This window comes from Mycobacterium sp. D16Q16 (assembly GCF_002013745.1).
Taxonomy (GTDB): Bacteria; Actinomycetota; Actinomycetes; order Mycobacteriales; family Mycobacteriaceae; genus Mycobacterium.
Window position 1 is genome coordinate 155,328 of record NZ_MAEY01000001.1, and the last position, 20,588, is coordinate 175,915.

Annotated in this window: 20 protein-coding genes; 3 read left to right on the top strand and 17 right to left on the bottom strand. The window is 65.6% G+C overall.

Annotated features, from left to right (window positions below; genetic code table 11):
• Positions 1-10 precede the first annotated feature (10 nt).
• Genes B4394_RS00760 through B4394_RS00770 form a run of 3 tightly spaced genes read right to left on the bottom strand, consistent with a single transcriptional unit; the run spans position 11 to position 3,623 of the window.
• Positions 11-1,432 carry a vWA domain-containing protein gene (locus B4394_RS00760; RefSeq protein WP_078309143.1) on the bottom strand — a complete coding sequence of 474 codons (1,422 nt, stop codon included), beginning with the start codon at positions 1,430-1,432 and terminating at the stop codon, positions 11-13.
• Complete coding sequence (locus B4394_RS00765) at positions 1,432-2,280, bottom strand: AAA family ATPase (RefSeq protein WP_078309407.1); 849 nt, start codon at positions 2,278-2,280, stop codon at positions 1,432-1,434. Before B4394_RS00765 ends, B4394_RS00760 begins: the two co-directional genes overlap by 1 nt.
• A gap of 38 nt (positions 2,281-2,318) precedes the next feature.
• The gene (locus tag B4394_RS00770) at positions 2,319-3,623 is read right to left on the bottom strand and encodes a glutamate-5-semialdehyde dehydrogenase (protein ID WP_078309144.1); all 1,305 of its coding nucleotides are present in this window, start codon (positions 3,621-3,623) and stop codon (positions 2,319-2,321) included.
• Positions 3,624-3,679: 56 nt separating this feature from the next.
• On the opposite strand from B4394_RS00770, the gene B4394_RS00775 reads away from it, so the two are divergent.
• Positions 3,680-4,546: a ribokinase gene (locus tag B4394_RS00775; RefSeq protein ID WP_078309145.1), complete on the top strand. Its 867-nt coding sequence runs from the start codon at positions 3,680-3,682 to the stop codon at positions 4,544-4,546.
• A gap of 1 nt (position 4,547) precedes the next feature.
• Here B4394_RS00775 and B4394_RS00780 read toward each other — a convergent pair whose 3' ends face one another.
• The 8 genes from B4394_RS00780 to rplU all read right to left on the bottom strand — a co-directional run bounded on the left by B4394_RS00780 (position 4,548) and on the right by rplU (position 10,542).
• Positions 4,548-5,090, bottom strand: coding sequence for a hypothetical protein (locus B4394_RS00780; protein WP_078309146.1), 543 nt, complete (start codon positions 5,088-5,090; stop codon positions 4,548-4,550).
• 68 nt (positions 5,091-5,158) lie between these two features.
• The gene (locus B4394_RS00785; protein ID WP_078313876.1) at positions 5,159-5,752 is read right to left on the bottom strand and encodes a hypothetical protein; all 594 of its coding nucleotides are present in this window, start codon (positions 5,750-5,752) and stop codon (positions 5,159-5,161) included.
• Between the two features lie 172 nt (positions 5,753-5,924).
• On the bottom strand, positions 5,925-6,542 hold the full coding sequence (locus tag B4394_RS00790) for a hypothetical protein (protein ID WP_139359843.1): 618 nt from the start codon (positions 6,540-6,542) through the stop codon (positions 5,925-5,927).
• Positions 6,543-6,576: 34 nt separating this feature from the next.
• Positions 6,577-7,215, bottom strand: a complete 639-nt coding sequence (locus B4394_RS00795; protein ID WP_078309149.1) for a hypothetical protein — start codon at positions 7,213-7,215, stop codon at positions 6,577-6,579.
• Between the two features lie 140 nt (positions 7,216-7,355).
• On the bottom strand, positions 7,356-8,456 hold the full coding sequence (proB, locus tag B4394_RS00800; RefSeq protein ID WP_170914942.1) for a glutamate 5-kinase: 1,101 nt from the start codon (positions 8,454-8,456) through the stop codon (positions 7,356-7,358).
• Between the two features lie 2 nt (positions 8,457-8,458).
• Complete coding sequence (gene obgE, locus B4394_RS00805) at positions 8,459-9,907, bottom strand: GTPase ObgE (protein WP_078309151.1); 1,449 nt, start codon at positions 9,905-9,907, stop codon at positions 8,459-8,461.
• Between the two features lie 53 nt (positions 9,908-9,960).
• Entirely contained in the window at positions 9,961-10,218 is a 258-nt protein-coding gene (rpmA, locus tag B4394_RS00810) for a 50S ribosomal protein L27 (protein ID WP_030095129.1), read from the bottom strand.
• 12 nt (positions 10,219-10,230) lie between these two features.
• Complete coding sequence (rplU, locus tag B4394_RS00815) at positions 10,231-10,542, bottom strand: 50S ribosomal protein L21 (protein WP_078291167.1); 312 nt, start codon at positions 10,540-10,542, stop codon at positions 10,231-10,233.
• 314 nt (positions 10,543-10,856) lie between these two features.
• On the opposite strand from rplU, the gene B4394_RS00820 reads away from it, so the two are divergent.
• Together B4394_RS00820 and B4394_RS00825 are read left to right on the top strand one after the other, a co-directional pair.
• On the top strand, positions 10,857-11,198 hold the full coding sequence (locus B4394_RS00820; RefSeq protein ID WP_078309152.1) for a hypothetical protein: 342 nt from the start codon (positions 10,857-10,859) through the stop codon (positions 11,196-11,198).
• Positions 11,199-11,244: 46 nt separating this feature from the next.
• Positions 11,245-11,577 (top strand): heme-binding protein, encoded by a 333-nt coding sequence (locus B4394_RS00825; RefSeq protein ID WP_078309410.1) that lies wholly within the window; start codon positions 11,245-11,247, stop codon positions 11,575-11,577.
• A 7-nt stretch (positions 11,578-11,584) separates the two neighbouring features.
• Here the strand turns inward: B4394_RS00825 and B4394_RS00830 are convergent, their stop codons facing one another.
• The 6 genes from B4394_RS00830 to B4394_RS00855 form a co-directional block, all read right to left on the bottom strand.
• Positions 11,585-14,443: a ribonuclease E/G gene (locus B4394_RS00830; protein ID WP_078313878.1), complete on the bottom strand. Its 2,859-nt coding sequence runs from the start codon at positions 14,441-14,443 to the stop codon at positions 11,585-11,587.
• A gap of 409 nt (positions 14,444-14,852) precedes the next feature.
• Entirely contained in the window at positions 14,853-15,263 is a 411-nt protein-coding gene (ndk, locus tag B4394_RS00835; RefSeq protein WP_078298456.1) for a nucleoside-diphosphate kinase, read from the bottom strand.
• 10 nt (positions 15,264-15,273) lie between these two features.
• Positions 15,274-15,714, bottom strand: coding sequence for a DUF4233 domain-containing protein (locus B4394_RS00840; protein ID WP_078309154.1), 441 nt, complete (start codon positions 15,712-15,714; stop codon positions 15,274-15,276).
• Positions 15,711-17,147, bottom strand: a complete 1,437-nt coding sequence (gene folC, locus B4394_RS00845) for a bifunctional tetrahydrofolate synthase/dihydrofolate synthase (RefSeq protein WP_078309155.1) — start codon at positions 17,145-17,147, stop codon at positions 15,711-15,713. Before folC ends, B4394_RS00840 begins: the two co-directional genes overlap by 4 nt.
• Positions 17,144-19,792: a valine--tRNA ligase gene (locus tag B4394_RS00850; protein WP_078313879.1), complete on the bottom strand. Its 2,649-nt coding sequence runs from the start codon at positions 19,790-19,792 to the stop codon at positions 17,144-17,146. Before B4394_RS00850 ends, folC begins: the two co-directional genes overlap by 4 nt.
• 175 nt (positions 19,793-19,967) lie before the next feature.
• Positions 19,968-20,582, bottom strand: a complete 615-nt coding sequence (locus tag B4394_RS00855) for a DUF937 domain-containing protein (RefSeq protein ID WP_078313880.1) — start codon at positions 20,580-20,582, stop codon at positions 19,968-19,970.
• Positions 20,583-20,588 lie beyond the last annotated feature (6 nt).

Below are 20,588 nucleotides of genomic sequence, written 5' to 3' on the forward strand. Positions count from 1 at the left end.
ATGACCGGCGCTAGACGGGCAGCAGGTTGTCGATCACCGAGGCCAACTGCTTCGCCGATCGGCATTCGTGCATGGTGATGGCGTCCTGGTAGCGCGTGGCGGCCGAATCACCGGTTCCCCAGTGGTTCTTGGGCTCGGGATTGAGCCAGTGTGCGTGCCTGCTGGAGGACACCATCGAGGTGAGCACCTCAACCGCGGGATTGCGGTAGTTGGTGCGTCCGTCACCCAGGATGAGCAGCGCACTCCGGGGGGAAAGGACCGTCGGGAACTTCTCGACGAACGTCTTGAACGCGTGCCCGTAGTCACTGTGTCCGTCGCCGGTGAACACCTCCGCCTCCCGGGTGATCCGCACGATGGCCTCGGCAAGATCGGTGTCGGGTGTGAAGAGGTGGGTCACCTCGTCGGTGGTGTCGATGAACGCAAAGACACGCACCCGCGAGAATTGCTGACGCAGTGCGTGCACCAGCAGCAACGTGAAATGCGAGAACCCGGCCACCGATCCCGACACGTCACAGAGCACCACCAGCTCGGGGCGGGCCGGACGGGGCTTCTTCTGTACGACGTCGATGGGCACACCGCCGGTGGACATGGACTTGCGCAGGGTGCGGCGCAGATCGATCTGACCGGTGTGGGCACGGCGGCGCCGGGCCGCCAGACGGCTGGCCAACATCCGCGCCAACGGGTGCACCACCCGCTGCATGTTGCGCAGCTGCTCCCCTGAAGCTCGCAGGAACTCCACGTTCTCGGCCAATTGCGGCACCCCATACGCGGTCACGCGTTCCCGCCCCAGCTGTTCGGCCGTGCGGCGTTTGGTCTCCGCCTCGACGAGCTGGCGCACCTTCGAGATGCGCTGTTTGGCAATCGCTTTCGCGACGGCCTGGTCCGTTGGTGACGCTGGGGAATCGGAGTCGCCACTGCCGAGCAGGCCCATCAGCAGTTTGGCCTCGATCTGGTCCAAAGACAGCGATTTCATGGCCTGGTAGGCCGAGTAGGACGTCCCCCGGGTGGAGTTGTACTTCCCGTACGCCTCCACGATCTGCGCGATCAACGAATTCAATGGCAGGTCGCCGGCGTCGGAGGCCAGCAGGTCGATCAGCTGCTCCCGCACCTGCTCGATATCGTCGATGTCGATGCCGTCCTCGTCGACCTCGACGAAACGGGCGCCCAGCGCGGGCGGGAACCACAGGTCGAACAGCACGTCGAAGGTGGGCCGATGATCGGCGCGACGCAAGACCGCGCAAGCCAGACCTTCACGGAGTTCGGTGCGGCTCTGCAGTCCTAGCACCGTCATCACCCGGCCCGCGTCCACCGTCTCCGACGGACCCACCGAGATGCCCTGTTCGCGCAGTGCTTCCACGAAACCCACCAGATGCCCTGGCAGACCATGCGGCGCCAGGGGCAGGGTCGGCTTGGGAGGCTTACGCGCGGGCATTAGTTCAGCCTCAGCTCTCCTGCGGCCCGCTGCTGGTCGGAGTGATGTTTGAGAATCACGCCGAGCGTCGACGCGATGACGGCATCGTCGAGGGTGTCCAGGCCGAGCGCCAGAATGGTGCGCCCCCAGTCGATGGTCTCGGCCACCGAGGGAACCTTCTTGAGCTGCATGCTGCGCAGCACTCCGATGATGCGCACCAGCTCCTCTGCGAGGGCGGCGGGCAGCTCCGGCACCCGTTTGAGCAGAATGCGCCGTTCCAGCTCGGCATCGGGGAAATCGATGTGCAGGAACAAGCAGCGACGCTTGAGCGCCTCGGACAGCTCGCGGGTGGCGTTAGAGGTCAGGAGAACGAACGGCTTGCGGCTCGCCTGGATGGTGCCCAACTCCGGGACGGTGACCGCGAAATCACTGAGCACCTCCAGCAGCAGGCCCTCGATCTCGATATCGGCTTTGTCGGTCTCGTCGATGAGGAGAACCGTGGGATCCTCGCGGCGGATCGCGGTGAGCAGCGGCCGAGAGAGCAGGAATTCCTCGGCGAAGACGTCGGTCTTGGTCTCGTCCCAGTTGCCCGACCCGGCCTGGATACGCAAGATCTGCTTGGCGTGGTTCCACTCGTACAGCGCACGCGCCTCGTCGACACCTTCGTAGCACTGCAGACGCACCAGGCCCGAGCCCGTGGTTTGTGCTACGGCTCTGGCCAATTCGGTCTTACCGACGCCCGCAGGACCTTCCACCAGTAGCGGCTTGCCCAGCCGGTCGGCAAGAAATACCGCTGTCGCCGTGGCGGTGTCAGCGAGGTATCCGGTCTCGGCCAGCCGGGCGATGACGTCGTCGATGCTCGTGAACATCGGCGCGGTCTCGGTTCGGTCCACTCGTTCTCCAGGTGTTAGGCGGGACGGATCTGACCGTCTCCGAAGACGATCCACTTGGTTGTGGTCAGTTCGGGCAGCCCCATGGGGCCACGGGCGTGCAGCTTCTGAGTCGAGATGCCGATCTCCGCGCCGAAGCCGAACTGCTCGCCGTCGGTGAACGCGGTGGAGGCGTTGACCATCACGGCCGCGCTGTCCACACGATCGGTAAATTCCTGGGCTGCACCAAGATTCGCGGTAACGATGGCATCGGTGTGCCCACTGGAGTACTGCTCGATGTGGCGAACCGCGGCGTCGAGATCGTCGACGACGGCGGCCGCGATATCCAACGACAGGTATTCGGTGCCGAAGTCCGTCTCGGTCAGCGGAACAACGCCGGGCACTGCCAGGTCACCGTGCACGGTGACCCCGGCGGCCTGCAGCGCGCCGATGAGTCGCGGCACCGCGGCCTCCGCGATCTCACGGTCGATGAGGAGCGTCTCGGCGGCATTGCACACGCTCGGGCGACGGGTCTTGGAGTTCAACAGGATCCGCTCGGCCAGCTCGAGGTCGGCATCGGCATGCACATACACGTGACAATTGCCGACCCCGGTTTCGATGGTAGGCACCTGCGCGTCGCGGACCACGGCGTCGATGAGGCCGGCACCGCCGCGCGGAATCACGACATCCACGAGGCCGCGTGCCTGGATGAGATGGGTCACCGTCACCCGGTCCTGGCTGTCGAGCAGCTGGACGGCATCGGCGGGCAGCCCGCTGGCGAGCAGCGATTCACGCAGCACCCGCACGAGTTCGGTGTTGGAGGTTGCGGCCGACGAGCTGCCGCGCAGCAGCACCGCGTTGCCCGACTTGAGGGTCAACCCGAATGCGTCGACCGTGACGTTCGGTCGCCCCTCGTACACCATGCCGACCACGCCGAGCGGCACCCTGAGCTGACGTAACCGCAATCCGTTGGGCCGGGTGGAACCGCGCAGCACCTCCCCGATGGGGTCCGGCAGACCTGCGACCTGACGCAGCCCATCGGCTATCCCGGCGATCCGGCGCTCGTCCAGCGCGAGACGGTCGAGCATGGCCACACCGATACCGGCGTCTCGGGCTCGCTGCAGGTCATCGGCGTTGGCCGTGATGATCGAATCGGTGGCGGCGACAATCGCATCGGCCGCCGCACCAAGCGCGATGTTCTTCGTGTCCGCGGTGAGCCGGGCCAGATCGCGGGCCGCGACCCGCGCCCGCCGGGCGGCATCATGAACGTCTGCGCGCAGATCTGCGGCGGCACCGGAGACGTCCGCCGTGGGTGCGGCCAACTCGTTGGTTGAAACGCTCATCGTGTCAGGGTATCCGGGTGCCCGAAATGTAGCTGCGCCAGGACTAGCCTAGGCGGGTGACCGAGTTAGCCACAGTATGTGTCCTCGGCAGCGTCAACATGGATCTGACGTTGCGGGTGGAGGAGCTGCCCGCCCCAGGTGCGACGGTGCTGGCGACGTCGGCCCTGCCCTCTCCAGGAGGCAAGGGCGCCAATCAGGCCGTCGCCGCGGCGCGTGCGGGCGCCTCAGTGCAGTTCATCGGAGCGGTGGGATCCGATGGCGCCGCACCGATGCTGCGATCCCACTTGGCAGACAACAACATTGGCCTCGACGGACTCGTCGAGGTGGACGGGCCCAGTGGAATGGCCACTATCACCGTGGAGGATTCCGGGGAGAACTCCATCGTGGTGGCTCCCGGCGCCAACAGTGCCTTCACCTTGGACGAGAAGGTGCACAAGGACATCATCTGCTCGCACGATGTGTTGCTGTGCCAGTTGGAGATCCCGGTTCCGGTCGCTCTGATAGCGGCGCGGTGGGCCGCCGAGGCCGGTAAGCAATTCGTACTCAACGCTTCCCCGGTACCCGAGCGCTCACCGGACCTGGCGGAGCTGGCCTTTCGCGCGAGCGTGGTCATCGTGAACGAGACCGAGGCCAAATCCTGGCTGTATCCGTCGCGGCACCTGGTGACCACGCTGGGCGACGAGGGATCGCGTTACCGCAGCCCTCAGGGGGAGATCACGGTTCCGTCGTATCCAGTGCGGCCGATCGACACCACCGGCGCCGGTGATGTGTTCGCCGGCGTGCTGGCGGCGTGGTGGCCGCACGGAGCCGAGACGGCCCTACGGCGGGCGAATGTGGCCGGTGCGCTCGCCACACTGCGCACAGGCGCCGGAAACTGTGCTCCCTCGGCGGCCAGGATCGAGCTGTCGCTCAAGGGGGCCTGAGTCAGCGGACCGTCAGGACCGGGTTGCAGTACCGCCAGGCATCACGCTCGTAGGTCAGGTACCAATCGGACGTGGTGGTCTTGGGCGAATCGTTGCCCCACACCGATGACGTGGTCACCGTGGCCGTCGCGTTCTTGGCCTCGATGACATTGACCTTGTCGATGGTGGTGACCGTCAGATGCGCGTTCTCCCGCACTACCTGCACCGAGGCCTGCCGGAAGGCGGCGGCGTCCTTGCGTTTGGCGGCGTCAAGCAGCTGATCCAGCGTTCCCTGGGTGAGTTTGGGGAACTTGGCATACAGATCCGAGGGCTTGACGAAGTCGTCCCATGTCGGGATCCGCGACTCGTTGTTCGCCATTTCGCGGTCGCGATACTTATCGCAGGTCAGGTCGCCGATCTTGTTGGTGTCGACGTCGTTGTATGCCTTTTCCCAGGCCCGCACATGCTCTGTCACCGCGTCACGGTTGGGCGCCGCACCCGCACCGGGGGCCCCGAGTGTGGCCAGCGTAGCGACCGCTGCGACGACTGCGAACGCTCGCTTCACGGTTCCCTCCCCTGGTTGGCAGTGCTTCATCACGTTATCGCCGCAGGACACCGTCCGTTACGTTCGGACTACGCCCCGCCGCCCGGCGGCGCGCAGTCCAGCCACTTTCCGTCTTCCTTGACGTACTTGACGGTCTGCTTCTCCTCCGAGGGGGTCTTGTTCCCCGACGTGGTGGTGATCGTGATATCCGCGGTGGCCTGGTCACCCTTGATTTCGATGTTCTGCACATCGGTGACCTTGACGGTGATGAGCGATTTCAGCAGATTGCGCATCGCCGTCTGGTACGCCTGCTCGTCCTGAGCGACGAGACTGTCGACCACGGCATTGATGACGTCTTGCGGCACCGTGGGGAATTTCTGGGCCAGCAACCCCCTCAGCGCATCACCGGCGCCCGGCACCGTGGCGATCTCCGGCGGCGCGATGTCGCTCATCGGCGGAATGGGCGGTCCGCTCTGGGCGGTGGCATCCCGATACTTCGCACACTTGGTCTCGGCCAGCTTCGCAAAATCAAAGCTCAAGGTATACGTGTTCTGCTTCTCGATCAGGGCCTTGATCTGATTCTCGTCGCGCGCCGTCGCGAGCGCCTCAGCATTGGGCTGACCGTCACCCTCCACGGTTTGCGTGCAACCCACCCCACCGAACAGCAGCGCCCCCAGCAGCACCGCCCCGGCCCATCTCCGGCAAACCATGACAACCCTCGCTCGTATCGACCACTCGTCTCCGAGCTAATTTCTATCAGTACAGATCAGCTCGTGCACCCTGACCGAGCAAACCTACCAGCCAACGGGCGTGCGGAGATCGCGCTCGTGATGGCGCTGCCGGCCGCGAGATCCGTTAGCTCTCTGCTCCGGTCAGGGCCTCCAGCAGCGGCTCATCGTTGCCGATGGCAGTTTCAGTTTGCGTGGCTTCGGGTGTGCAGTCCTTCCAGAAGCCGTCCTCGCGCACGAACTTCCGCGGCTCGTTTCCACGTCCGCCGGTGTTGCGGAACGCGATGGTCGCGTTGGCCGTATCGCCGGTCACCGTCACCTTGCTGACCTTGAAGGTCAGGTGCGCGAAGGTTTCCACCCAGAAACGGTGCCACGCCGACGACAACGCCTGCTGGTCTTGGTTGTCCACGGCGGTCACGAAGTCCTCAACGGCAGCGTTTGAAGCCAGTGGAAACACCTCGCGAACCTTCGCACGCAGCTTCTTCAGGTTCGCGCCCTCCAAACGGCTGACCTCGGGCGGGGAGAACGATTGCCCCCAATCCGATTCGACCTTGTCCCGAACGTCACCGCAGAAGAACGACGCGTACTGCACGGCGTCCACAGCCTGCAGCGCCGACAGCCGTCCCGCGGTGACATCCCGGATCTCGGCCTCATCTGCTGCGGTGGCGCTTGCGACAGCAGTCTGCGAAAGCAGCCCGATGGCCACGAAAAGCGCCGCCAACCAAGCGAAGACATTCTTTGACACGGTCATTCTCCTTCGATCCAGATTTTCATCGTCGCTACCCCGCTGCACGCACATCACCGATGTCACCGAGAAGTCCTTGGGGCACCTCACCCTTCAGGGAGGGCGCTGCGGAATCGGATGCGGCCGGAGGAGGCGTGCAGTCCATCCAGTCGCCGCTCTCACGGAGGAACTGCCATTGGACGGTGCCCGACGCCTTGGCCAGTGTGGCCTGAACGGTCACATCGGCCTGGTCGCCGGTGACTTGCACCTGCCGCACTCGATATGAGTAGTGGGAGAACTCTTCCCGCAGAATCCCGAGCCACGCCTGGTGATACGCATCCCGATCACCTTCGGCGGCGGCGTTGACGAAAGCCTGGATCGCGATAGCCGACACCGTGGGGAAGTTCTTGCGCAGCACCGAAGTCAGTCGCTTCGGATTGGCTCCCTCAAGATCCTCGAAAGGCGGCGGCGTGATGTTCCGCTGCACCCACGCCTCGTAGGCGTCGCGATACTCGGCACAGAAGTTCTGTGCGTAGGCAGCGGGATCGAGCGCCCGCAGTGCGGTCAGCTCGGCGGCAACCACCTGCCGGATCTGGCTTTCGTCGGTCGATGTCGCCGCGGCGACGGCTGACGATGTCACCGCCCCCAGCGCAATCGCCACCGCACTCACAAACCCGATCGACCGCCCTGCCATCGATACCCCCTCCGTGCCGGACCAGCGCAAAGTACACGCCGCGTCGAAATTGGGGAATCTACCCCAAGCTGTGAACCAGCTGACAATTTCTATCAGGCGCCGTGGCGATGCGCCACTCTTTCGGGCAAGGCGCGAAGCGCTCAGGTGACGAGGTCGTCGGCATGCACTGCGGGGCGCCGCAGATCCTCGGGAAGCTCGCTGGTGGAACGGCCCAGCATGGTCGCCAGTTCGGCGGCGTCATAGGCCACCACGCCACGGCCGACCATCGCGCCCTCGGCATCGCGAAGTTCGACGACATCGCCGCCGTGGAAGCGCCCGGACACCTCGGTGATTCCGGCGGGCAGCAAGGAACGGCGCGATGCCACCACCGCGCGCACGGCACCCGCGTCGAGGCTCAGCGAGCCGGTCGCCTCGGCCGCATAGCGCACCCAGAACTTGCGTGCCGACATGCGTTGCGGTCGCGCGGCGAAGACTGTTCCGCAGGAGCCGTCCCCCAAGGCCGCCTCAGCCTCGGTCGCCGAAGCCAGCAACACCGGGACACCGGCATCCGCGGCCAACAGCGCCGACGAGAGCTTCGATGCCATTCCCCCGGTGCCGCGGGAACCACCCGGCCCGGCGATCACACCGTCCAGATCCGCCGGTCCACCTACCTCGGAAATGAAGCGCGCGTTTCCCTTTCGGGGGTCAGAGTCGTACAGCCCATCGATGTCGGAAAGCAACACCAGTGCGTCAGCACCCACGAGATGAGCGACGAGCGCCGACAGGCGGTCGTTATCCCCGAAGCGAATCTCGTTGGTGGCCACGGTGTCGTTCTCGTTCACGACGGCCACCGCGTGCAATGTCCGCAGCCTGTCGAGAGTGCGCTGGGCGTTGGTGTGATGCACACGCATGGAGATGTCGTGGGCGGTCAACAGCACCTGGCCCACGGTGCGTTGATAACGCGCGAAGGCCGCGCTCCAGGCACTGATGAGCGCGACCTGGCCCGCGCTGGCGGCTGCCTGCTTGGTCGCCAAATCCGTGGGGCGCTTGGTTAATCCGAGCGGAACCATGCCGGCCGCGATCGCTCCCGAAGACACGATCACCACATCGGACCCGGCCTTCATCCGGCCCTCGATGGCCTCGACGAGGTACTCCATCCGGTCGGCACTGAATGTTCCGGTCGCATCGGTGAGGGCGGCGGTGCCGACCTTCACAACGACGGTGCGTGCCGCCTGAATTGCTTGGCGTGCCTGCGCACCCATGTTCACTCCGGCTCTACCTGCCCGCGGCGCACCCGCCGGGCCTGGCGACGCTCGGACGCACCCACACGATCGATCTTGTCGATACGTGAATCGGTGCCGCGCCCGCTGAGGGTCACATCGACACCCGCCGGAGTCTGCGGTTCCCAATCGAAGGTCATGTCGCCGATGGTGACCGCGCAGCCGGGTTGTGCACCCAGCTTGAGCAGCTGATCTTCGACGCCCAGGCGTGCCAGCCGGTCGCCGAGATAGCCCACGGCCTCGTCGTTTTCGAAGTTGGTCTGACGAATCCAGCGTTCGGGGCGCACTCCGCGCACCACGAATCCGCCGGGGTTCTCCGCGTCGGGGATCACGGTGAAGCCACTCTCATCGACCGGGATAGGCCGAATCACCGCACGGGTCTTCACCTGTGTGGGCTGTGCGGCGCGGGCCGCCTGGATCATCTCCCACAGAGCGAAGGTCAACGGCCGTAACCCATCCCGGGTCAACGTGGACACCTTGAAGACCGGCCAGCCGCGCTTGGAGACCTCTTCGGTGACAAAGTCGGCAAGCTCGGCGGCCTCCGGCACGTCGACCTTATTGAGCACCACCGCACGAGGCCGGTCGGCCAGGTCACCCAACACAGAATCAGCTTGCAACGTCGGTTGATACCGCGCCAACTCATTTTCCAGGGCGTCGATATCGGAAACTGGGTCGCGGCCGGGTTCCAGCGTCGCGCAGTCGACAACGTGAACCAGCACCGCGCAGCGCTCGATATGACGCAGGAACTCCAGACCCAGCCCGCGCCCGTCGGCCGCACCGGGAATCAGACCGGGGACGTCGGCCATCACAAAGGAGTGCTCGCCGGTGGTCACCACGCCCAGGTTGGGTACCAATGTCGTGAACGGATAGTCGGCGATCTTCGGCTTTGCGGCCGAAAGCACCGAGACCAGAGACGATTTACCCGCCGACGGGAACCCGACCAGCCCAACATCGGCGACGGTTTTCAGTTCGAGAGTGAGGTCGGCTTCGGCTCCGGCCTCACCGAGCAAGGCGAATCCGGGGGCCTTACGGGCACGAGATGCCAACGCGGCATTGCCCAGTCCGCCCCGGCCACCGGCGGCCGCGTCGAAACGCGTACCGGCGCCGACCAAGTCGGCAAGGATCCGGCCGTCGTCATCGAGCACAACGGTGCCGTCGGGCACCCGGAGAATCAGGTCGTCGCCGTTGGAACCGCTGCGGTGGCCACCCATGCCCTGCGTACCGTTGGGTGCCTGCAGGTGGGGATGGAAGTGGAAGTCCAGCAAGGTATGCACCTGCGGGTCCACTTCGAGAATCACGCTGCCGCCACGACCACCATTGCCGCCATCGGGGCCACCGAGTGGTTTGAACTTCTCGCGATGCACCGAAGCGCAGCCATGACCGCCGGTACCTGCCTTGGCATGGATGACAACACGGTCAACAAAACGAGGCATTAAGCCTCCTTCACACTGTTCTGTGCTCGGTCATACCGAACACAGAACACCAATTAAGCGTCGACCGGGAGGATGTTGACGACCCGGCGGCCACGGCGGGCGCCGAACTCGACGGTGCCCGCGGAGGTCGCGAACAGGGTGTCGTCGCCGCCACGCCCGACGTTCACGCCGGGGTGGAAGTGAGTGCCGCGCTGACGGACCAGGATCTCGCCGGCCTTGACGAGCTGGCCACCGAACCGCTTGACGCCGAGCCGCTGTGCGGCGGAGTCACGACCGTTGCGCGAGCTAGACGCGCCCTTCTTGTGTGCCATGAGTCAAATCCTCTACTTGATCCCGGTGACCTTGAGCACGGTCAACGGCTGACGGTGACCCTGCCGCTTGTGGTAGCCGGTCTTGTTCTTGAACTTGTGGATGCGAATCTTCGGGCCCTTGGTGTGCTCGAGGATCTCCCCGGTCACAGCCACCTTGGCCAGCTTGTCTGCGTCAGTGGTGACGGTGGCACCGTCCACGACCAGAGCGACGGGCAGCTGCACCGAGGAGCCGGGCTCCGATTCGATCTTCTCGACCTTCAACACGTCACCGACGGCAACCTTGTACTGCTTGCCACCGGTCTTGACGATTGCGTACGTCGCCATCGTTGCGCTACCTCTGCTCTGCTCTTCGGACGCGCGCAACCAGGTCGGCTGGCGCATCTGGATCGTGGGTGGGCCCGCTCGGTTCTTCCGCTAGCCCGCATGTCGCGGGCCGGAAGCCTCGTGACAACTGCTCAAGGCTACGTGACCAGCGGGCTAAGGGTCAAACCGGCACCCCTTGTTCGGCGATGCCGGAACCCCAATCGCACTCGTGCCGGGTGTGATCGGAACTACACTCGCCTCACTGAGCCTGGACATCCGCAGATAACCGTACAGATCGGCGGGCGATCCACTCCTCGACGTGCGGAGGTACGGCGGTGCGAACGATTCGGTGCGTCCTCTCGGCCAGCATGGCGATCCTGCTACCGGCGCTCGGCGTCATCGCCGCCCCGCCGTCGGCGGCCGAGTGCGTCAACGCCAACGGAACCACCCTGTGCGCGCAGGGTGATGTCCGAGGAGGCGGCAGTACTACGTCCTCGACGCCGTATGTTCCGTACCCCTGCGAGAACGACTGGTACTGCGACAACTGGGGAATGGACGTCATCCTCGGATCTAGTCACGACTCGCCGCCACCGCCCACCGTCAACCCGTCGCCACCGCCCGATTTCGGGCGTCCGGGTCGTCCAGGTGGTGGAGGCGGCATCGGTGGGCCGCGCTGATCAATACCGTTCCAGCAGTGATCAATTCGACTACAGAGGAGTGATGATGACAGCTTGGGCCGCTCGCGGGATGGCCGCTGGACTGCTCGGCGTCGCCGCCGCGCTGGTACTGAACGGAGCCGTCACGGCCGCCGCCGATCCCCTGCCCAACTGCACGGCCGCGGATCTAGCGGGTGTCGCGACAGGTGTCTCCGCGGCCACCTCGACGTACCTGTTCACACATCCGGAGGTGAACGACTTCTTTACGGGCCTCAAGGGCCAGCCCAAAGACCAGGTACGCGAGAAGGCCCGCCAATATCTGGACGAGAATCCCCAGGTGAAGGCCGATCTACAGGAGATCCGCCGACCGCTTGGGGATTTCCGGGAACGCTGCAACTAGCAGCGGCCTAGTGGTCGACCGGAGGCCCCGCGGCGCGCGCGGCCGACCGTCTCCGCCGGGGACGCGTGGGCGCCTTGGCGGCCGGTTCAGGGTCGGCGACCGGTGCTACGGGCTCGTCTGACTCTTCCGCGGCCACCTCGGGTGCGTTCTCGGCCTCGATCTCCGGTGTGGCATCACCGTCGGCGGGCTCGGGTTCACCATTCGAGATATCCGGAGTCTCCGCGCTCCGGACGGCCTCGACAATCTCGTCGACCTCATCGATCACGTCGTTGTCCAGCACGTCCTCGGCCACGTCGCCGTCTTCCCCATCTTCGTGGTGGCCATTGGCGGCGGCCATCGCCCTGAACATCGGGTGTTCACCCTGCGGGTGGGGTGGAGTGCGGACGACCACCACTTCGGGCTCATCCGCCTTGCCCTTGCGGGAACGCTTGGTACGGCGGCCGGTTTCGGCCTTCTTGGTTCCCCCTGCAGCCGCGCCCGCGTTATCGACGGGGTCGACATGCAGCACGATGCCCCGGCCCGCGCAATGGGCACAGGTCGACGAGAACGCCTCAATCAGGCCCGTGCCGAGCTTCTTGCGGGTCAGCTGCACCAGCCCCAGCGAGGTCACCTCGGATACCTGGTGGCGCGTGCGATCGCGTCCCAACGCCTCGGTGAGCCGCCGCAGCACCAGGTCCCGGTTGGATTCGAGCACCATGTCGATGAAGTCGATGACGACGATTCCGCCGACATCGCGCAGGCGCAACTGCCGGACGGTTTCCTCGGCGGCTTCCAGGTTGTTGCGGGTGACCGTCTCCTCCAGGTTGCCGCCGGCACCGGTGAACTTGCCGGTGTTGACGTCGACAACCGTCATGGCCTCGGTGCGATCGATGACGAGGGTGCCACCCGAGGGCAGCCACACCTTGCGGTCGAGCGCCTTGGCCAACTGCTCGTCGATGCGATGCACCGCGAAAACGTCCGGACCGTCGGTCGGCTCATATCGATTGATGCGCGAAAGAAGATCGGGGGCAACGCTTTTCACGTAATCGTCGATCGTGCCCCAGGCCACATCGCCCTCGATGATGAGCTTGGAGAAGTCCTCGTTGAACAGGTCACGAACCACCTTGACCAGTACGTCGGGCTCCTCGTAGAGCGCCATGGCGGCCCCGGATGCCTTCGACGTGAGTTCGGTGGAACGCTGCTCAATGTCCTGCCACTGCTCCTGCAGGCGCTGCACATCGGCGCGAATGTCGTCTTCTCGCACACCTTCTGACGCGGTGCGAATAATGACACCGGCATCCGAGGGGACGATATCCCGCAGAATCTCCTTGAGACGCTGCCGCTCGGTGTCGGGGAGCTTGCGGCTGATTCCCGTCGACGACGCACCCGGTACGTACACCAGATAACGGCCCGCCAGCGAGATCTGCGTGGTCAGTCGGGCACCCTTATGCCCCACCGGGTCCTTGCTGACCTGGACCAGGACGTAGTCGCCCGACTTGAGTGCCTGCTCGATCTTGCGGTTGGAGCCGCCGAGACCGGCGGCCTCCCAGTTGACCTCACCGGCATACAGCACTCCGTTGCGACCACGGCCGATGTCGACGAAGGCGGCCTCCATCGACGGCAGCACGTTCTGCACGACACCGAGGTAGATGTTGCCCACCAGCGACGCGGACGCGGCCGACGTCACGAAATGCTCGACGAGCACACCGTCCTCCAGGACGGCGATCTGCGTGTACCGGGCGCCCTCGTGCGGCGGTTCCGTACGGGTCTTGTCCCGCACCACCATCACCCGGTCGACGGCCTCACGCCGGGCCAAGAACTCCGCCTCGGTCAGGATCGGCGGGCGGCGCCGTCCGGCATCACGTCCGTCACGGCGGCGCTGACGCTTGGCCTCCAGACGGGTAGATCCGGAAATACCCTGAATCTCGTCGCCGCGCTCGGCGCGCTCAGCGCGTGGTTTGCGTTCATGCACAACGGTGTTCGGCGGATCGTCATCCGAGGCGCTATCGCCGTCGTCACCACTTCCGGCCTTGCGCCTGCGACGGCGGCGCCGACGGCGGCTGGCGCCCTCGGGCGTGTCGCCATCCTCAGCGTTCGACTCGTCACCCTCGGCGGCGGAGTCAGCATCGGCGTCCTCGGCAGCATCTTCACCATCGGTGGCCTCGCCACCCTCGGCATCGGATTCCTCTGCCCCATCGGCGCCCGCCTGCTCGCCGCGGCCACGTCCGCGACCACGACGTCCCCGTCGCCTGCGACGTGCCGCGGGACGGTCGCCGTCATCCTCGGCGTCTGAATCGTCCCCGTCACCGGAGTCCCCGTCACCGGAGTCCTCGTCGGGGTCCTCAGCGCTGTCCGTCACGGTCACGACGGGCGCGGGGCGTTCCTGCGGCTCGGGAGCCTGTGGTGCCACGAAGAGCGGTCCGTAGTCGTACGCGGTGGGTCCCGCCGCCGCCGGGGTCGGTACCGCGGCAGCCTCGATGACGGTCGGCTCCGCGACAAGAATCGGCCCGGTCGGCGGGGCGTCAGCGTCCTCGGCCGGATCCTGGGCGACTACCTTGGCGGGCTCCTCGGCAACTACCGGGGCCGGGGCCTCACTCGCTGACGGGGTGGCGGGTTCCGCCTCGCCGGCAAGCACCTCACGCACCTTCGCGGCGTCCTGCTTGTCGACATTCGAATGGGGGCTACGGGCGCGCCCATCCAGCTTGGACAGCGCGTCGAGCACGCGACGGGTGGAGGTCCCGAGGACGCGCGCGAGGCTGTGCACCCTCAGCTTCTCGGGTAGTTCTCCCTGCTCAGCAGGGAGTTGCGGAGTGTCCGGCGCTAACGCGGCGGAGTCCCCTTCAGGAGTGCTGGTGTGTAGGTCTTCTGGTAGCTCATAGTCGGCCACTTATTCTCCTCAAGCCCCCGGGCGCGTCCTTCGGACGCGGCCACGCGAGGGCTTTCTCTCTATGTACCCGGGGATGTCCGGGTTTGTGGTGGTCTTGCTCCGAGCGATCCGTCGCTGCGATACCGCAGTTCCGAACCCACCCGGTGCCTGGCTGGAATGATGGCTTGACGTGCTGCAATGGTAATCGCGCTCGCCGTGTCGTCATTCGGGTTTCCGGCCGGCCCCTATTGGAGTCGAAGTGCCGTGGCCCACACTCAGTATCCCATACGAATCAGACGACGGGCACCAAGGACGTGAACCCGCGCGATCCGCACGGCCGCAAAACCAAGCGAGTGTGCGGTTTACGTCGAGATTTCGCAGGAAATCGACGCGAACCGCACACTCGCGATGTCAGATCAGGTGGATGGGGTCAGAGGGCCGGGAACCAGAGCGCGATCTCGCGCGCCGCCGACTCGGGTGAGTCGGATCCGTGCACCAGATTCTCCTGAGTTTCCAGGGCGAAATCACCGCGGATGCTGCCGGTCGCGGCCTTCTCGACGGGATCGGTGCCGCCGGCGAGCTGACGGAAGGCGGCGATAGCACGCGGCCCCTCCAGCACGGCCGCCACCACGGGCCCCGAGGTGATGAATTCCAACAGCGAGCCGAAGAACGGCTTCTCCTTGTGCTCGGCATAGTGCGCGCTTGCCAGCGACTCGTCGACATTCTTGAGCTCAAGGGCAGCCAGCGTCAGGCCCTTCCGCTCAATACGGTTCAGCACCTCACCGACAAGTCCCCGCCGCACACCATCGGGCTTGATCAAAACCAACGTCCGCTCAGTCACGGGCGACAGCCTACTGGTCGGTAGTACGCCCCTGCTGACCCGGCAGCTCACCGCGGCTCTGACGGTCACGGACCTGGTTGCGCATGTACCAGATCAGCAACCAGACACCGAGAAACAACAGGCCGACGAAGCCGATCGCGGCGTTCACCAAGAATCCCGCCACCAGGACCACCTGGAGTGCCAGATTCGCCTGGAGCGCCCACGACCGACCCTGCATGCCAGTGAGCAGGACCATCGCCACGGCGACCCCGACGAGGTATGTCAGCGATAACGGCGAGAGGCCGCCGCCCACCATCTTCACCACCGGGATGGCCAGCAGCACCACGATCGTCTCCAGGATGAGCGTGCCCGCCATCACCCCGCGAAAACCCCGCCAAGGATCTGGCGGAGCCGCACCGCCGGCGACATTCAGGTCCGCGCCGGGTTCGATTCCATCCTCCGGACTGCTCACTGCGGGTCCTTTCCGAACAGTGTCCGTGCGGCGCCCGCGGTGACAACCGATCCGGTGATCACGATGCCGGTACCCAGAAAGCCTTCCGCTCCGCCATCTTCGGCGGCCTCTTCCACCATTGCCGTGGCGGTTTCGATGGCGTCGAGCAACGTGGGTGCGACGACGACGCGGTCCTCGCCGAAGAGCTCGAGGGCGATGGCCGCCAGCGCGTCCGTCTCCAATGCACGGGGCGAACCGTTGTGCGTCACCACGATCTCGTCGAATGCCGGCTCGAGCGCGGCGAGGATTCCGGCGACGTCCTTGTCCCCCATCACGCTGACGACACCCACCAGACGCCGAAAGTCGAACTCTGATTGCAGAGTGGCCGCCAAAGCGGCAGCGCCATGGGGGTTGTGGGCGGCATCCAGGAAGACGGCGGGGGCGCTCCGGACGCGTTCCAGCCGCCCGGGAACGATCACCGACGCGAATCCCGCTCGTATCGCATCGATATCGAGCTGACGTTCGGCACCCGCACCAAAGAACGCCTCGACCGCGGCCAGCGCAACCGCCGCGTTATGGGCCTGATGCTCACCGTGCAGGGGCAGGAATATCTCCGGGTATACCCCGCCCAGCCCCTGCAACTCGAGCACCTGGCCACCGACCGCCACCTGACGGGACAGGACCGAGAACTCCGAACCTTCCCGCGCCACGGCCGCATCCGCTTCCACGGTTTGGCTCAGCAGCACCTCCATCGCCTCGGGGGCCTGTTGGGCGATGACGGCGACAGTATCGGGTCCTGCCTCACCGGTCATCTCATCAAGCTTGTGCCGCTTGATGATTCCGGCCTTTTCGTTGGCAATGGATGCGAGGTCCGGGCCCAGGAACTCGACATGATCGATACCTATCGGGGTGATCACGGCGACCGGAGCGTCGACGATGTTGGTGGCATCCCAACGCCCACCCAGCCCGACCTCCACCACGCCGATATCGACGGGTGCATCCGCGAAGGCTACAAAGGCCATGGCGACCAGCACCTCGAACTTGCTCATCGCGGGCCCGCCCTGCTCCTGCGACCGCTTGTCCACCAACTCCACGAACGGTTCGATCTCGGAGTAGATCTCCACGTACTTCGCCGGCGAGATCGGTTGACCGTCAATGGCGATGCGCTCCACCGCCGACTGCAGGTGCGGGCTGGTGGTACGGCCGGTGCGCCGGTGCAGTGCCGTCAACAGCGCGTCGATCATCCGCGTCACCGAGGTCTTGCCGTTGGTACCGGCGACGTGGATGCACGGATACGCACGCTGGGGCGAACCCAGTAATTCCATCAACGCGACGATGCGGTCGGTCGACGGTTCGATCTTCGTTTCGGGCCAACGCTGGTCGAGCAGATACTCGATCTGTAACAGCGCCGCGATCTCGTCGGGCGAGGGTTCGGGAAGCAATGACTCGCTCACGCCAGCCCCGCCAAACGGGCGGTGATCCGCTCGACTTCCTCGGTGGCCACCTGCTGGCGGGCACGAATTTTCTCGACCACAGCATCCGGTGCCTTCGCCAGGAACGCGTCGTTGCCCAGTTTACTTGTGGTGCCGTCGAGTTCCTTACGCGCGGCGGCGAGATCCTTCTCCAGCCGCCGGCGCTCCGCCTCAAGGTCGACGGTGCCGGAGGTGTCCACCTCGACGGTCACGGTGGCACCGGACAACCGCACCTCCACCGAGGCCGTCGGACTGAAATCGTCCTCGGCGGGGGTGAGCCAGGCCAGCGATGTCACGGCGGCCAGCTGTCCCTGCAGACCGGCCTCAGGGATACCTGCCAGACGAGCCGCGACCTTCTGCCGATCACCTAGACCCTGATCGCTGCGGAACCGCCGCACCTCGGTCACCAGCTTCTGCATATCGGCAATGCGCTGCACGGCAACGTCATAGGAGCCGTCCAGGGCAACACCGGAGCCTGTCGGCCACGCCGCGATCACCACCGACTCCTGACCGGTGACCGTCTTCCACAGCACCTCGGTGACGAACGGGATCACCGGATGCAACAGCCGCAGCAGGGTGTCCAGCACGGTCGCCAGCACAATGCGGGTTCCCTCGGCGCGGTCGGTCATCTGAACCTTCGCCAATTCCAGGTACCAGTCGCAGAACTCGTCCCACGCGAAGTGATACAGCCCCTCGCAGGCAACGCTGAACTCGTAACGATCCAGCGCGGCATCCACCTCGGCCCGCACCTGCTCGAGGCGACCCAAGATCCAACGGTCGGCATCGGTCAGGTTGTCGGCGGCGGGCAGCTCGCCCAGTGCCGCACCGTTGATCAGGGCGAATCGCGTGGCGTTGAACAGCTTTGTGGTGAAGTTGCGCGAGGCGCGCGCGGCGTCCTCCCCCACAGACAGATCACCGCCGGGGCTGGCACCCCGGGCCAGGGTGAAGCGCAGTGCGTCGGCGCCGAAACCCTCCACCCAATCCAGTGGATCGATGCCGTTGCCCTTGGACTTGCTCATCTTCTGACCGAATTGATCGCGGATCAGGCCGTGCAGGAAGACGTTCTCGAAGGGCACCTTACCGCCGGGTAGCGCGGGATCGCCGGACACGAAGGTGCCGAACATCATCATCCGGGCCACCCAGAAGAACAGGATGTCGTATCCGGTGACGAGAACGCTTGTGGGATAGAACTTCTCCAGTTCCGGGGTGGCGTCGGGCCACCCCATCGTGGAGAACGGCCACAGCGCCGACGAGAACCAGGTGTCGAGCACATCAGGGTCTTGCTCATAACCCTCGGGCGCCGTCTCGTCCGGTCCCAGGCACACGATCTCGCCGTTTGGACCGTGCCAGATGGGGATGCGGTGGCCCCACCACAGCTGACGAGAGATACACCAGTCGTGCATGTCGTCAACCCAGGCGAACCAGCGCGGCTCCAGGCTGGCCGGGTGAATCACGGTGTCACCGTTGCGGACCGCATCGCCCGCGGCCTTGGCCAGCGGCTCGACCTTGACCCACCACTGCATCGAAAGTCGTGGCTCGATGGGCTCACCCGAGCGCTCGGAGTGTCCAACGCTGTGCAGGTAGGGGCGCTTCTCGGCGACAATGCGACCCTGCTCGGCCAGCGCCTCACGCACCTTCACCCGCGCCTCGAACCGATCCATCCCGTCGAATTGCGTTCCGCTGTCCGCGATCCTGCCGTGGGTGTCCATGATGGTGGGCATCGGCAGGTTGTGCCGCAGCCCGATCTCGAAGTCATTCGGGTCGTGGGCGGGAGTGACCTTGACGGCTCCGGTGCCGAATTCGGGGTCGACATGGGTGTCCGCGATGACCGGTATCGATCGGTCCTGGAACGGGTGCGCCAGTTCGGTGCCCACGAGATGCCGGTAGCGCTCGTCATCGGGATGCACCGCGATGGCGGTGTCACCCAACATCGTTTCCAGACGAGTGGTCGCGACCACCAGGTGCGGCTGGTTGTCGTCGAGGGAGCCGTACCGGAAGGAGACCAGTTCGCCCTCGATCTCCTTGTGGTTGACCTCGATATCGGACAGCGCCGTTTGCAGCTCGGGTGACCAGTTGACCAGCCGTTCCGCGCGGTAGATCAGCCCGGCATCGAACAGCTTCTTGAAAATGGTGCGCACCGCGCGGGACAGACCCTCGTCCATGGTGAAACGGTCGCGGCTCCAGTCGACACCGTCGCCGAGTCGACGCATCTGTGCGCCGATGGTGCCGCCGGACTCGCGTTTCCAGTCCCACACCTTGTCGATGAACAGCTCGCGACCAAAGTCCTCTTTGGTCTTGCCGTCGACGGCAAGCTGCTTTTCCACCACGCTCTGGGTGGCGATACCGGCATGATCCATACCGGGTAACCACAGCACCTCGTAGCCCTGCATCCGTTTGCGGCGGGTCAGTGCGTCCATGAGGGTGTGGTCGAGCGCGTGGCCCATGTGCAGGCTGCCGGTGACGTTCGGGGGCGGCAGCACGATCGAGTAGCCAGGCTTGGCGCTGGCGGGATCGGCGGTGAAGTATCCGGCGTCCACCCAGCCCTGATAGAGGTCCGCCTCTACCGCGCCCGGGTCCCATGACGTGGGCAGGGAGCTGGCGGCGTTCGTATCAGGGCTTTGGGTCACCCATCAGATTCTAGGGTTGCCGGTCCACGGCTTTTCACGCGCCGAGCGTGACGCCACCGCACGGTTGGGGACCGCGCGCCACACCGAGGCCATATCCGTCAGACAAGACGGGCCCTGATACGACAAAACCACCCGGTCCGTGAGGCGCCGGGTGGTTTCGTCTTCTGCCGTGTGGCTACTTCTTGCCGCCGAGCAGTCCGCCAAGGATGCTGCCGAGGGCGTCGCTGCCGCCCTTGCTGCCGAGCACGCTGCCCAGGATGCTGCCGAGCGGGTTGTTCCCGCCCGAGGCCGCCCCGCCGCCGACGGCGCTGCCGAGGATGTTGCCCAGGATGTCACCGATACCGCCGCCACTGGCCGCGGGCGCCTCTGCGGGCGCGGCCTGCGCGCCGCCGCCGGTGAGCTTCTTGGCGACGAAGGCCAGAACGATCGGAGCAAGGATCGGCAGCAGCTGCTTGATCAGGTCGCTGCTACCCGCGCCCGCCCCGGCCAGCTTCGCGGCGACATCGTCGGCGTTGTTGTCGCCGAACAGCGAAGCGACGACCGCGTTGCCTGCGCTCTGATCGACATCCTCAACATTCACTCCGCCGTCGAGAAGGGTGCTGGGTGCGCTGCTGACATTGGCCTGCAGATCAGCGGCCTTATCCGGGTCGTCGGCATTGGCCTGGAATCCGCCCACAAGCAGCGGCACCACGGACTTGATCGCCTTGTCGGCGGTCTCGCTGTCGACCCCAAGCTTCGCTGCGATCTGGTCGGTGGGAATCTCGTTGAGCAGCTCGTCGAGTGTGGCCATGGGTCT

What these genes read in the sequence shown, in the direction of transcription:
- B4394_RS00765 (WP_078309407.1), bottom strand. Translation starts at nt 2,280, where the DNA reads ATGTTCACGAGCATCGACGACGTCATCGCCCGGCTGGCCGAGACCGGA.
- B4394_RS00855 (WP_078313880.1), bottom strand. Translation starts at nt 20,582, where the DNA reads ATGGCCACACTCGACGAGCTGCTCAACGAGATTCCCACCGACCAGATC.
- rpmA (WP_030095129.1), bottom strand. Translation starts at nt 10,218, where the DNA reads ATGGCACACAAGAAGGGCGCGTCTAGCTCGCGCAACGGTCGTGACTCC.
- obgE (WP_078309151.1), bottom strand. Translation starts at nt 9,907, where the DNA reads ATGCCTCGTTTTGTTGACCGTGTTGTCATCCATGCCAAGGCAGGTACC.
- B4394_RS00760 (WP_078309143.1), bottom strand. Translation starts at nt 1,432, where the DNA reads ATGCCCGCGCGTAAGCCTCCCAAGCCGACCCTGCCCCTGGCGCCGCAT.
- B4394_RS00825 (WP_078309410.1), top strand. Translation starts at nt 11,245, where the DNA reads ATGACAGCTTGGGCCGCTCGCGGGATGGCCGCTGGACTGCTCGGCGTC.
- rplU (WP_078291167.1), bottom strand. Translation starts at nt 10,542, where the DNA reads ATGGCGACGTACGCAATCGTCAAGACCGGTGGCAAGCAGTACAAGGTT.
- proB (WP_170914942.1), bottom strand. Translation starts at nt 8,456, where the DNA reads ATGGGTGCGCAGGCACGCCAAGCAATTCAGGCGGCACGCACCGTCGTT.
- B4394_RS00795 (WP_078309149.1), bottom strand. Translation starts at nt 7,215, where the DNA reads ATGGCAGGGCGGTCGATCGGGTTTGTGAGTGCGGTGGCGATTGCGCTG.
- B4394_RS00770 (WP_078309144.1), bottom strand. Translation starts at nt 3,623, where the DNA reads ATGAGCGTTTCAACCAACGAGTTGGCCGCACCCACGGCGGACGTCTCC.